Annotated in this window: 6 protein-coding genes; 5 read left to right on the top strand and 1 reads right to left on the bottom strand. The window is 69.8% G+C overall.

Features of this window, described 5'->3' with window-relative positions:
- The first annotated feature begins 219 nt into the window (after window positions 1–219).
- The 5 genes from VF557_07685 (at window position 220) to VF557_07665 (ending at window position 12,174) form a co-directional block, all read left to right on the top strand.
- Window positions 220–1,818, top strand: coding sequence for an MFS transporter (locus VF557_07685; protein HEX8080075.1), 1,599 nt, complete (start codon window positions 220–222; stop codon window positions 1,816–1,818).
- 237 nt (window positions 1,819–2,055) lie between these two features.
- Complete coding sequence (locus tag VF557_07680) at window positions 2,056–4,707, top strand: carboxypeptidase-like regulatory domain-containing protein (protein ID HEX8080074.1); 2,652 nt, start codon at window positions 2,056–2,058, stop codon at window positions 4,705–4,707.
- 129 nt (window positions 4,708–4,836) lie between these two features.
- Window positions 4,837–7,788, top strand: a complete 2,952-nt coding sequence (locus tag VF557_07675) for a carboxypeptidase-like regulatory domain-containing protein (protein ID HEX8080073.1) — start codon at window positions 4,837–4,839, stop codon at window positions 7,786–7,788.
- A gap of 634 nt (window positions 7,789–8,422) precedes the next feature.
- Window positions 8,423–9,595, top strand: a complete 1,173-nt coding sequence (locus VF557_07670) for a carboxypeptidase-like regulatory domain-containing protein (protein HEX8080072.1) — start codon at window positions 8,423–8,425, stop codon at window positions 9,593–9,595.
- A 155-nt stretch (window positions 9,596–9,750) separates the two neighbouring features.
- Window positions 9,751–12,174, top strand: a complete 2,424-nt coding sequence (locus tag VF557_07665) for a carboxypeptidase regulatory-like domain-containing protein (GenBank protein ID HEX8080071.1) — start codon at window positions 9,751–9,753, stop codon at window positions 12,172–12,174.
- Window positions 12,175–12,264: 90 nt separating this feature from the next.
- Here VF557_07665 and VF557_07660 read toward each other — a convergent pair whose 3' ends face one another.
- Window positions 12,265–13,692, bottom strand: coding sequence for an L-serine ammonia-lyase (locus tag VF557_07660; GenBank protein ID HEX8080070.1), 1,428 nt, complete (start codon window positions 13,690–13,692; stop codon window positions 12,265–12,267).
- Between the last annotated feature and the right edge of the window lie 40 nt (window positions 13,693–13,732).

Genomic DNA, 13,732 nt, shown 5'->3' with positions numbered 1-13,732 from the left:
ACACGACTAGCACGGAGTGAGTTGGGCAACAAATTAGTGCACGCTTGCGTTTCTTATCTCTTACCCGCTAGCCTACCGCAAGGAACGCCAACGTTCCCTATAAGCTTCATAAGTTCGGCAAGCTCCGAGAAACCGGAAAGCCGCGCCGAAACCGCGCCAGACGCAACACCGCCGTGCGGCAGACCGCCCGGCATGAGCTCCAGCACTTCGAGGAGAGTCGTGAGCACGACGCACCAACAAGCCCCTGCCACCCGGCCGAACGGCAAGGCAAAGCACCCCGGCCTAACCCTGTTGATCATCGCCGGGGCACAGCTGATGATCGTTCTCGATGGCACCATCGTGAACATCGCGCTGCCGAAGATGGGCGAGTACTTCGGCAAGAACCAGACCGACATGACCTGGGCCATCAACTCCTACACCCTCGCCTTCGGCGGCCTGCTGCTGCTGGGCGGGCGGGCCGGTGACATCCTCGGACGCCGCCGGATGTTCATGGTCGGCCTGGGCCTGTTCGCTCTCGGCAGCCTCCTCGGCGGCCTGGCGCCCAACTTCGAACTCCTGATCTTCGGACGCGTCATCCAGGGCATCGGCGGCGCGATCGCCTCGCCCACCGCGCTGTCGCTGATCGCCACCGAGTTCGAAGAAGGGCCCGAACGCACCCGGGCGTTCGCGGTGTTCGCCGCCGTCGCCGGCGCCGGCGCCGCCCTGGGCCTGCTGCTCGGCGGCGTGCTGACCGAGTACCTGACCTGGCGCTGGGTGCTGTTCGTCAACGTCCCGATCGGCGCCGTGCTGGTCGTCGGCGCCTACGTCTACGTGCACGAGTCCGACCGGCTGTCGGGCAGGTTCGACTGGCTGGGCGGCGCGCTGTCCACGATCGGCATGACGGCACTGGTCTACGGCTTCATCAACGCCGCGTCCAAGGGCTGGAGCGAGCCGACCACCGTCGGGGCGTTCGTGGTGGCCCTGGTGCTGCTGCTGGGCTTCGTCGCGCTGCAGGCCAAGCGGTCCTACGCGATGATGCCGCTGCGCATCTTCCGCGACAAGAGTCGCTCGGGCGCCTACATCGTCATGCTGATCATCGGCGCGGCCATGTTCGGCATGTTCTTCTTCGTCACGTACTTCGTGCAGTTGGTGCTCGGCTACTCCTCGCTCAAGGCCGGACTGGCGTTCCTGCCGGTGGCGTTCACCATCGGCACCGCCGCGCAGATCTCGGCGCAGCTGCTGGCCCGGATCGGCCCCCGCAACCTGATCATCTTCGGCTCGGTGGTGATGGCCGGCGGCCTGTTCTGGCTGTCCAGCATCTCCGCCGAATCCAGCTACCTGGGCCACCTGCTGCCGTCCCTGCTGGTGATGTCGGCCGGCATCGGAACCATCTTCGTGCCGTTGACCTCGGTCGCGGTCGCCGGGGTCGAGCCGCACGAGGCCGGCCTGGCCTCGGCGCTGCTCAACGTCGGCCAGCAGGTCGGCGGCTCGATCGGGCTGTCGGTGCTGACCACGGTGTTCGCCACCGCCTCCAGGAGCGAGGGCAAGAACCAGGGTGAGCGGCTCGGCGCGCTGGTGCAGAGCGGCCAGGAACAGCCGACCGTCCTGCAGCACTTCATGGAACTGTCCCAGCAGGCCTCGGGCAGCGTGCGGGCCTCGGCCGGCGCGTTGCAGGACGCGGTAGCCAACCAGGCGTTCCACACGGTGCTGGCGCACGGCTCGTCCCGGGGCTTCCTGGCCGCGGCGATCTTCGCGGTGGTGGCGGTGGTGGTCGCCGCCACCATGATCAGCACCGGCAAGGACGAGATCGCCGACGTCCCGCTGACGCCGGTGCCCTGAGGCCGGCGAATGAAACCGGCGTGCTGAGGCGGGCGCTGAGCAGCCGCCGCACGACCTGAATGGCACGGGCTCCTGATCCGAGAGGATCAGGGGCTTCGTGCTGTCCGGCCCGTTCCATGGAGCCGCCCGTACTGCCCGCAATGAGGAGCCTCTCACCAATTCGCCGGTTTCTACAGACAGTGCGTGCTTCAAGCGCTATGTTAACTCTCCGTAACAAGATTCTAACGGGGAGTAATTATGTTGGCACGCCGGTCCACCCTCGTCCTGTTCGCCGCCTCGACCCTCGTCTCGGGATTGGCGACCAGCGCGCCGGCCTACGCGGCCGAGCCCCCCGCGACCGGCTCCACTACGGCCAGCCCCGCCGCGGCCGGCCCCGCCGCGAGCGGGCCGAGCCGCCCCGGCATGCCGGCCAAGCCGTCGCGGGACAGCATCGCGCCGAGCCCGGTCACCGGGCTCACGCTGACCGGCAACGACGCCCATTCGATCGACCTGGGCTGGACCAACCCCACCGACCCGGACTTCGCCGGGGTGCTGATCCGGCGGGCGGCCGGTGACACCCCGCCGATCGCGGCCTCGGACGGCACGCTGGTGGCCACCCTCAGCAGCCGGCAGACCGCGTTCACCGACAAGCACCTGAGCGCGGCCGGCGCCTACAGCTACGCGGTGTTCAGCCGTGACAAGAGCCAGAACGTCGGCCTCGCGACGGCCCTGTCCACCGCCACCCGCTCGACCAGCACCGCGACCGGCCTGCGCGGCGAGCTGACCGACCAGCAGGGCCGCGCGATCGGCCGGGCCCAGGTCGAGGTCCGCGAAGCGTCCTCCGGCAACCCCGTGGCAGTAGCGGGCACCGCCGCCAACGGCCAGTTCACGGTCACCGGCCTGAAGCCGGGTTCCTACCTGCTCTGCTTCCAGCCCGGCAACGAGAGCACCGCCCAGTCCAGCACCGGATACCTGCCCGGGTGCCGGCGGCACAACGGCAACGGCAGCGGCAACACCGGCACGCCGGTAACCGTGCTGGCCGGTCAGATGACGTCCAGCCTGCTCGATGACCCCGAAGTCGGCGGCGCGATCTCGGGTCGGGTCACCGACTCCGCCAGCCAGGGCCTGGCCGGCGTCCTGGTCTCCACCTTCGACCCGAGCACCCCCGAATACGGGCCCTATGTCGCCCTCACCCAGCAGGACGGGACCTACACGGTGGCCGGCCTGGCCGCCGGCTCCTACCAGGTGTGCTTCTACAGCCAGGACGTGAGCGGAGCCTCTGCCACCGGCTACCTCGACGAGTGCCATGTCAACCAGCCGCTGAACACCAGCTCCGCCACGCTGGTCGCGGTGAGCCTCGGGCAGACCAGCGCCGGCATCGACGCCGCGCTCGCGGAGGCCGGCGCGATCACCGGCCAGCTCACCGATATCAGCAGCGCGCCGGTCACCGACATCGACGTCGACGCCTGGGTGCACGGCCTCTCGCAGTTCGCGGGCTCCGGCCGCAGCAACAGCAGCGGTGGTTACACCGTCAAGGGGTTGCCGACCGGCAACTACACCCTGTGCTTCGACGGCTCATCCGCCATCACGGTCGCCGCACCCTACGGCTATGCCAACAGCTGCACCGCAGACCTGCTGCCGGTGGCGGTGGTGGCGGGCCAGGCCACCACGGTGAACAAGACCGTCGTGACGGCCGGCGCGGTGGGCGGCGCCGTCACCGGCGTCAGCGGCCCGGTCGCCGGCGTCTGGGTGAGCGTGTCCGACAGCTCGGGCAACCAGCTCAGCTCGACCAACACCGACAGCTCCGGCGGCTACCAGTTCAACGGCCTGGCATCGGGCCAGGTGACGGTCTGCTACGAGCCGACCTACACCGCCGGCGGCTACCAGCGAACCTGCTACGGCGCCCAACCCGACGGCAGCGGCTCACCGATCACCGTCACCGCCGGGGCGTTGAGCACGGCCAACGTCCAACTGCAGGTCGGCGCCTCGATCACCGGCACGGTCACCGACACCTCAGGCACTCCGATCAGCGGGGTCCTGGTCAGCGCGAACGGGATGTCGAACTACACCGGCTACTCCGCCCAGACCGACCAGGCCGGCAGCTACACCTTCAGCGGGGTGACGGCCGATGACTACCAGATCTGCCTCGACCCGTCCTACGCCCAGGCGCCGTCAGCCGCCGGCTACGCTGCGGAGTGCCACCTCAACCGGCCCACGTTCGAGACCGCGGACCCGGTCACCGTCGGGGCGTCGGGCTCGGTGACGGTGAACGCGGTGCTGAGCCCGGGCGCCGCCGTCACCGGCCAGGTCACCGGCGCCGACAGCGCCCTGCTCGGCGGGGTGTACGTCTACGCCTACGCGCCCGCGTCCGGCCGGTACGCCATCGCCAGCACCGATCCCCTGGACGGCAGCTACCGGCTCGGCGGGCTGGCCGGCGGGGACTACACCATCTGCTTCGACGCGGCCAACGTCCGCCTGCCGGCCGTGACCGGATACGTCAACGAGTGTCGCGACAACCAGGGCAGCCCCCTGCACCAGATCGTCGCCGGCACGGTGACCACCGGTATCGACGCCCAACTCGCCATCGGGGCCGGCCTCAGCGGCCAGGTCACCGACTCGGTCGGCGCCGGCATCCCGAACGCCTACGTCGACACCTTCGGCGCGGACGGCTCGAACCTCGGCCCGGCCGGCTTCACCGACGCCACCGGCCACTACCAGATCACCGGCCTGCCGGCGACCGCGGTGCGGGTGTGCTTCTACCCCGGTCAGGACGGCGGCGCGAACGGCACCGGCCACCTGTCCGAGTGCTATGACGACCAGCCCGACGTGTCGACCGCCACCCCGGTGACCACCACCGCCGCCGCGGTCAGCTCCGGCGTCGACGCCGTCCTGGCCGACGCGCCGGCGTGAGGCGATCCGGCCGCTGAGCCGGCCAGCGCGGCTGGGTCAGCGGCGGATTGCCTTTTCCTGCAATCCCGTTAGATCGGCTGAATAACGCATGCTACTTTCGCCCCGTACGTTACTTAACGGGGAGTTAATATGCTTGCACGCCGGTCCGTCCTTGCCCTGCTCGCCGCCGCGACCCTGGTCGCCGGTGCGGTGACCAGCTCGCCGTCCTACGCCACCGCGCCGGTCGCGACCCCGGCCCCGGCCCCGACCAGCCCCGCCGCGACCGGGTCGAGCCACCACGGTCCGACACTCAAGCCGGTGCGTGACACCACCCCGCCTGCACCGGTCACCGACCTCCGGATGACCAGCAACGACGTCCGCTCGATCAGCCTGAGCTGGGTCAACCCCACCGATTCCGACTTCGCCGGCGTGCTGATCCGCCGGGCGGCCGGCGACACCCCGCCGATCAGCGCCGCGGACGGCACGCTGGTCGCGGCCCTGAGCAGCCGGCAGACCACGTTCAGCGACAAGCACCTGACCGCGGCCAGCACCTACAGCTACGCGGTGTTCAGCCGTGACAAGAGCCGCAACGTCGGCCTCGCGGCGACCGTGACCACCGAAACCCGCTCGACCAGCACAACGACCGGCCTGCGTGGAAAGCTGACCGACCAGCAGGGCCGCGCGATCAGCCGGGCCCAGGTCGAGGTCCGCGAACCGTCCACCGGCAACTGGGTTGGCTTCGCGGTCACCACGGCCACCGGCCAGTTCTCGGTCACCGGCCTGGCGCCGGGCGCCTTTTCGGTCTGCTTCCGCCCTGACAGCGAGACCTCCGGCCACTCGAGCACCGGTTACCTGCCCGGCTGCTACCGCCAGCAGCCCTACGGCTACGGCGACGCCGGCACACCGGTGACCGTGCTGGCCGGCAAGATGACCTCCGGCCTGGTGGACTACCTGCTGACCGCCGGCGCGCTCTCCGGCCGGGTCACCGACCCCGCCGGACGAGGCCTGTCCGACGTCACGGTTATCGTCCTGGGCAGGGATGACTTCCAGCAGGTCTTCAGCACCAGCACCGGTGCGGACGGCAGCTACACCACGACCGGGTTGGCTGCCGGCAGTTACGAGGTGTGCTTCTACAGCCTGCATGCGGGCGGGCCATCAGCCACCGGCTACCTCGACGAGTGCTTTGACGACCAACCCCCGTACTCCTCCGGAACGCCGATCGCGGTGCACTCCGGGCAGACCAGCGCGGGCGTCGACGCCATGCTGGCCGTTGCCGGCGCGATCACCGGCAAGGTCACCGATTCCAGCGGCTCTCCGTTGCAAGACGTGATGATCTCGGCCACCGGCGCGCGCTACGGCGGCGCCGGCAGCGGCAGCAGCGGCGACTACACCATCGCGGGGCTGGCCAGTGACAGCTACCTCCTGTGCTTCGACGGCTCGTACCTCGTCTCGGCCACTGCTCCGTACGGCTACACCAACACCTGCGTCGGCGATCGCTATCTGAGGGTGGACGTGGTGGCAGGCCAAGCCACCACGGTGAACGAAACCCTCTTCAAAGCCGGCGCGGTCGGTGGCACCGTCACCAGCGACGACGGCCCGGTCGCCGGCATCATGGTGGTGGTGTCCGACAGCTCCGGACGGATGCTGACCATGACCGCCACCAATGACGACGGCACGTACCAGCTCGCCGGGCTGGAGCCGGGCAAGGTGACGGTCTGCTTCGACCCGACCTACACCTCCGGCGCCTACCTGCGCACCTGCTACGGCGCCCAGGCTGACGGCAGCGGCACATTGCTCACCATCTCCGCCGGAGAATTGCGCACGGTCGACGCCCACCTGTCGCGGGGCGCCTCGATCACCGGCACGATCACCGACGCCTCGGGCGCTCCGATCAGCGGCGTGCTGGTCAGCGCCTTCGGCAGCGTCGGCTTCAACGGCTACTCCGGCCAGACCGACGAGTCCGGCAGCTACACCCTGAGCGGGTTGGCCGCGGATGCGTACAAGGTCTGCTTCGACCCGTCCTACGCCCAGGGTTCGACAGCAGGTGGCTACGCGGCGCAGTGCTATGACAACCAACCCTCGTTCGACACCGCCGACCCGGTCACCGTCGGATCCTCCGGCTCGGTGACGGCGAACGCGGTGCTGGGCTCGGGCGCGGCCATCACCGGGCTGCTCACCGGCTCCGACGGCGCTGTGCTCGGCGGCGTGTTCGCCTACGCCTATGCGCCGGAGTCCGGCCAGTACATCACCGTCATCTCCGATTACCAGGACGGCAGTTACCGGCTGTCCGGGCTGACCGAGGGCGACTACCTGGTCTGCTTCGGCGCGGGGAGCGTCCAGCAGCCGTCCACCACCGGATACGTCGACGAGTGCTATGACAACCAGCCCACCAGCTACACCGCCACCCCGGTGCACGTCAGCACCGGTGAGGTGACCACGGGCATCGACGCCGAACTCGCCGTCGGCGCCGCCGTCACCGGCCGGGTCACCGACTCCGCCGGTAACGGCCTCGGCGACATCTATGTCGAGACCACTCTTGCCGGCGACAACGCGTCCTCCGGCTCTCTCGGCGTCACCGACGACACCGGCCGCTACCGGCTCATCGGGCTGCCGGCGACCGCCGTGTCGGTGTGCTTCTTTGCCGGCGAGGAAGCCGCCACCAGCGGCACCGGCTACTCATCCGAGTGCTACGACGACCAGCCGACCGTCAGCACCGCCACCCAGGTGCGCACCACCGCCGGCGACGTGACTGCCGGCATCGACGCCGAACTCGCCGCCGGCGCCGCCATCACCGGTCAGGTCACCGACTCCGCCGGCAACCCCGTCCCGAACGTCTACGTCCACACCTTCGGCGCCGACGGCTGGCAGCTCACTCGCTATGCCTTCACCGACGACACCGGTCGCTACCGGCTCACCAGCCTGCCGGCGACCGCCGTGTCGGTGTGCTTCCAGAGTTATGAAGGCGGCGCCAACGGCACCGGTCACCTGTACGAGTGCTACGACGACCAGCCCGACATGTTCACCGCCACCCCGGTGAACACCACCGCCGGTGGAGTGCGGGCCGGCATCGACGCCGTGCTAGCCGACGCGCCGGCGGCGTGACTGGCTGGGCCTTAGCCGGCGCCGTCGAGCTAAGTTTTGCCTGGTACACAAGTTCCTAACGCGGAGTTAATATGCCTGCACGCCGATCTGTCCTTGCCCTGGTCGCCGCGGCGACCCTGGTTTCGGGGTTGGTGTGCCAGCTCGCCGTCCTACGCGACCGGGCCATCCGCCAGCCCCGCCGCAGCCGGGCCGAGCCACCGCAGTCCGGCAGTCAAGCCGCCGCCTGAACGCACCCCGCCCGGACTGGTCACCGACCTCCGGATGACCGGCAACGACGCCCATTCGATCAGCCTGAGCTGGGTAAACCCCCGTGACCCCGACCTGGCCGGGGTGCTGATCCGGCGAGCGGCTGGTGACACCCCGCCACTCGCAGCCTCGGACGGCGCGCTGGTGGCAACCCTGGGTAGCCGGCAGACCACGTTCACCGACAAGCGCCTGAGCGCGGCCGGCGCCTACAGCTACGCGGTGTTTCCCCGGTACGAGAGCCGCACCGTCGGCGTCGCGGCGACCCTGACCACCGCCACACGCTCGACCAGCGACACCACCGGCCTGCGCGGAAAAGCTGACCGACCAGCAGGGCCGCGCGATCAGCCGGGCCCACGTCGAGGTCCGCGAGGCGTCCACCGGCAACGGTGTGGCCGCAACGGCCACCTCCAGCACCGGCCAGTTCTCCGTCCCAGGCCTGACGCCGGGCGTCTACCTGCTGTGCTTCTTTACCGACGACGGCACCACCGGTCACTCGGCCACGGGTTACCTGCCCGGCTGCTACCGCCAGCAGCCCTACGGCTACGGCAACACCGGCACACCCGTGACCGTGCTGGCGGGCAAGATGACCTCCGGCCTGGTCGACTACCTGCCGGTCGCCGGGGCGCTCTCCGGCCGGGTCACCGGCTCCGACGGCGCCATGCTCGGCGATGTCTGGGTCTACGCCGACAATCTCCAGTCCGGACAAGGTTTCGCCGCCTACTCCGACCAGGACGGCAGCTACCGGCTTTCCGGGCTGACCGAAGGTGACTACCACGTCTGCTTCGGCGCATCGCTCATCCTCGAGCCATCCAGCACCGGCTACGTCGATGAGTGCTACGACGACCAGAGCGTCAGTTCCCCCCGCACTCCGGTGCACGTAGCCGCCGGGACCGTGATCGCCGGCATCGACTCCGAACTCACCGTCGGCGCCGCCATCACCGGCCAGGTCACCGACTCGGCCGGTAACCCCATCTCGAACGTCTTCGTCCAGACCTCTGGTGCTGGCGGCTCGGACCAAAGCCCCGTCGGCACAACTGACGACCTCGGCCACTACCGGGTCACCGGTTTGCCGGAGACCGCCGTAGTGGTGTGCTTTCACCCCGGCGAACAAGGCAGCGCCAACGGCACCGGATTCCAGTCCGAGTGCTACGACGACCAGCCGAACGCCAGTACCGCCAACCCGGTCAACACCACCGCCGGCCAGGTCAGCACCGGGGTGGACGCAGAACTCGCCGTCGGCGCCGAAATCACCGGCCGGGTCACCGACTCGGCCGGCAACGGCATCTGGGACGTGTCCGTCTTGACTTATGGCGTCGGCGGCTCGTACCTCGGCCGTGCTGGCATGACCGACAACACCGGCCACTACCGGATCGTCGGCGTGCCGGCGGGCGCCGTGGTGGTGTGCTTCCAGACCTACCCGGAGGGCGGCGCCAACGGCGCCGGGTACCTGTCCGAGTGCTATGACGACCAGCCCAACGCCAGCGCCGCCAACCCCGTCCACACCACCGCCGGCCAGGTCAGCTCCGGCGTGGACGCCGTACTCGCCGACGCGCCGGCTTAGCAGCGAGGCGGCTCACTAACATGAAAAAATTTCTCATGTCCGCGCTCGGCGCGGGCGCGCTCGTCCTCGCCACGGTGACGGGCGCAGGCTTTGCGACAGCCATACCTGCCGCCACGGCTTACACCCAACCTCATCAAGCCCCGCCGAAGGACACCATGGCGCCCGGCCCGGTCACCGGGCTCACCGTGACCGCCAACGCGCTGCATTCCATCTCGCTGGAGTGGGCCGTGCCGAAGGATGCTGACCTGGCACACGTGCTGATCCGGCGTGCAATCGGCGACCAGCCACCGCTGTCGGCCTCGGACGGCACCCTGGTGGCGATCCTCGGCTCGCACGCGACCGAGTTCACCGATCAGAAGCTCGACGGTGGCACGGCCTACAGCTACGCGGTCTACGCCTCGGACCGGCAGCGGAACCTCAGCACTCCCAGCACCGTCAGCGCGTCCACCCTGACCACGAACGACCGCACCGGCATCCGCGGTGTGCTGACCGACAAGCAGGGTCACCCGATCGCCGGCGTGTCGGTGGAGGTCAACGCCGTCGACGGCGGGTACGCCGGCGAGGCGACCACCGGCGCCGACGGCAGCTACCGGGTCACCAACATCCAGCCCGGCACGTACACCGTGTGCTTCCAGGTGACCTCGCAGACGAAGGGCTCATCGCCCACCGGTTACTTCAACGGCTGCTATCGCCAGCAGCCTTTCGGCTCCGGCAACAGCGGAACCCCGGTCACCGTCACGGCAGGAAAGACGGTCAACGGCATCAACGATTACCTGGCCGTTGCGGGAGCGATCTCCGGGCGGATCACCGACCCGTCCGGAACGGGCCTGGGCAACGTCAGGGTCTATGTCACCTCCCCGTGGGATGCCTACCACTCGGCGACCAGCTCGGCTGACGGCGGCTACACGATCACCGGCCTGCCGGCCGACAGCTACCGGGTCTGCTTCGACGCCAGCCACGCCACCGGAGCGGCCAGCACGGGTTACCTCGACGAGTGCTACGACAACCAGCCGCAGTGGAACGCCACCGCCATCCCGGTCCGCCTCGGGCACACCACCCGAGGCATCAACGCCGTCCTCGCGGTGGGTGGGGCAGTCACCGGCACGGTGACCGACCCGGCCGGTAACCCGGCGGCTGGCGTGATCGCATTCCTGAGACCGAGTGGCGGCAGGGACATCACCGACGCGCAGGGCCTGTACCGCATCAGCGGGATCGCCCCTGGCGCCTACACCGTCTGCGTCAATGGGCCCGAAGGCACCTCCACGACCGCCCCGTACGGCTACATCACGGGCTGCGGTCCTGACGTCGCGGTGGTCGCCGGCCAGACCGTGACGCAGCACCGCACCCTGCAACTCGCCGGCGCGATCGGCGGTTCGGTCTCCGGACCGGACGGCAGCCCGGTGGCCGGCGTCTGGATGACCGTGTTCGACTCGGCCGGGATTGCCATCGACACCCTGACCGACGAGAGCGGCAACTGGCAACTGGCGGGCCTCGGCGCAGGCCAGTACACCGTCTGTTACGACCCGAGCTTCACCAGCGGCGGGTTCCGCCGAGGCTGCTATGACGGCCAACCGTCCGGCGCCACCACCGGCACCCCGGTGACCGTGACGGGCGGTCAGCTGACCACGGTGAACGAGGCCCTGGTACCCGGCGCAACCATCCGCGGCACCGTCAGCGACAAGGACGGCAGGCCGATCGACTCGGTGCGAGTGTCGCTGATCCCGCTCGCAGGCGCCGGGTTCCTTGACTTCGCGTTCACCGACGATGCCGGCAGCTACACGCTGGCCGGCCTCGACCCGGGCAGCTACGCGGTCTGCTTCGACGCCTCCTGGACGCAGGGCTCATCCGGTCTCGGCTACAGCTCGGAGTGCTACGACAACCAGCCGAGCGCCGACACCGCGGACCCGGTAGTGGTCGCCGATGCCGGCACCGTCCGGGTCGACGCCGCGCTGGCCGATGGCCCTGCCATCACCGGGCGGGTCACCGACCCCAACGGCGTCGGAGTGCCGTCCGTTCGGGTGGTGGCTACCTCGACGACGTCCGACCAGTCCAATGACGCATTTACCGACTGGGACGGGTCCTATCAGGTGTCGGGCCTGCTGGCCGGTGACTACACCGTCTGCTTCCACCCAGGATCGTCGTGGGACGGTCCCCCCACCGGTTACGTGCAGCAGTGTTGGCGGGATCAGCAGTCTCCTGCCGGTGGCGCCCCGGTGCACGCCGAGGCCTCCACGATCACCAGCGGCATCGATGCCCAGCTCAGGATCGGTGGCGCGGTGACGGGCACGGTGACCGATGCCAGCGGCATGCTTCTGAACGAGGCGTACGTCGACGTGCGGGGAACCGACGGCGTCCACTACGACTCGTCCTACCTGACCGATTCCACCGGCCAGTACACCCTGGTCGGGTTGCCTGCCATCCCGCTGGTGATCTGCTTCAGAGGGGAGTACTGGGACCCCGGGGCTTACCTGCGGCAGTGTTACCGCAACGCGCCGGACGAGAGCAGCGCCACTGCGGTCACTCCCACCCCGGGGGAGTTCACCAGCGGCATCGACGCCGTCCTGCAGAGCGCGGATTAAGTGAGGACGGGGCCCGGTCGCCGTTGCGCGGCAGGGCCCTGCACGGGCACCGCACCGCCGACGAGTCCGTCGGCCTAAACCCTGAGCGGCTCAGCACTCGATGATGTTGACCGCCAGGCCGCCGCGCGAGGTCTCCTTGTACTTGGCCTGCATGTCGGCCCCGGTCTGGCGCATCGTCCGGATCACCTTGTCCAGGCTGACGATGTGCTTGCCGTCGCCGCGCAGGGCGATCCGGGCGGCGTTGATGGCCTTCACCGCGGCCATCGCGTTGCGCTCGATGCAGGGCACCTGAACCAGGCCGCCGATCGGGTCGCAGGTCAGGCCAAGGTTGTGCTCCATGCCGATCTCGGCGGCGTTCTCGGCCTGCGCCGGGGTGCCGCCGAGCACCTCGCACAGCGCGCCGGCGGCCATCGAGCAGGCCGAGCCGACCTCGCCCTGGCAGCCCACCTCGGCGCCGGAGATCGAGGCGTTCTCCTTGTACAGCACGCCGATCGCGCCCGCCGTCAGCAAGAACCGGACCACGCCGTCGTCGGAGGCGCCGGGCACGAACCGGCGGTAGTAGAGCAGCACGGCCGGGATGATGCCGGCCGCGCCGTTGGTGGGCGCGGTGACCACCCGGCCGCCGGCGGCGTTCTCCTCGTTGACGGCCAGGGCGAACAGGTTGACCCAGTCCATCACCCGTAGCGGGTCGGTGGAGAACGAGTCACCGGCCAGCGACTGGTGCAGCTCCGGCGCCCGCCGGCGCACCTTCAGGCCACCGGGCAGGATCCCGCCGTGGCCGCAGCCGGCCGTCACGCAGTCCTGCATCACCTGCCAGATGTGCAGCAGGCCGGCCCGCACCTCGGCCTCCGGACGCCAGACGCACTCATTGGCCAGCATCACCTGCGAGATCGGCAACCCGCTGGCCGCGGCATGAGCGCACAACTCGGCGGCGGTGGTGAAGGGGTACGGCAGCACGGTGTCGTCGGCCTTGATCCGGTCGGCGCCGCTGGCTTCCTCGTCCACCACGAACCCGCCGCCGACCGAGTAGTAGGTCCGCTCGCGCAGTGGCGTCGGCGCCTCCGTGGATTTCGTCGCGGGTTCCGCGCCGGCCGGGGCCGGGTCGGTCGAGATCGGGTCGGCGAAGGCGGTGAACCGCATCCCGTTGGGGTGAAAGGGCAGCGTCAGGCGACGGTGCAGCACCAGGTCCGAGGCGGCCAGCTGGACCGGATGCCGGCCCAGCAGGCTCACCTTCTCGGCCCGGCGCGCCTCGGCGACCCGGGGCAGCACGGTGTCGGTGTCGACGTCCTCAGGTGTCTCGCCTTCCAGGCCCAGCACCACCGCCCGATCCGAGCCGTGACCGCGGCCGGTGGCGCCGAGCGAGCCGAACAGCTCTACCCGGACCCGGCCGACCTTCTCGAGCAGGCCGTCGGCCTCCAGCCCGAGCACGAAGGTCCGGGCCGCACGCATCGGACCGACGGTGTGCGAGGACGACGGTCCGATCCCGATCGAAAAGAGGTCGAACACGCTGATGGCCATCTGTTCATTCTGCCACCTCGGCGGTTGACCGACGGCTCAG

Source organism: Jatrophihabitans sp. (genome assembly GCA_036389035.1).
In the GTDB taxonomy this organism is placed as follows: Bacteria; Actinomycetota; Actinomycetes; order Mycobacteriales; family Jatrophihabitantaceae; genus Jatrophihabitans_A.
The sequence above is the reverse complement of the archived record's forward strand: the minus strand, read 5'-3'. Positions and strand labels throughout refer to the sequence as shown.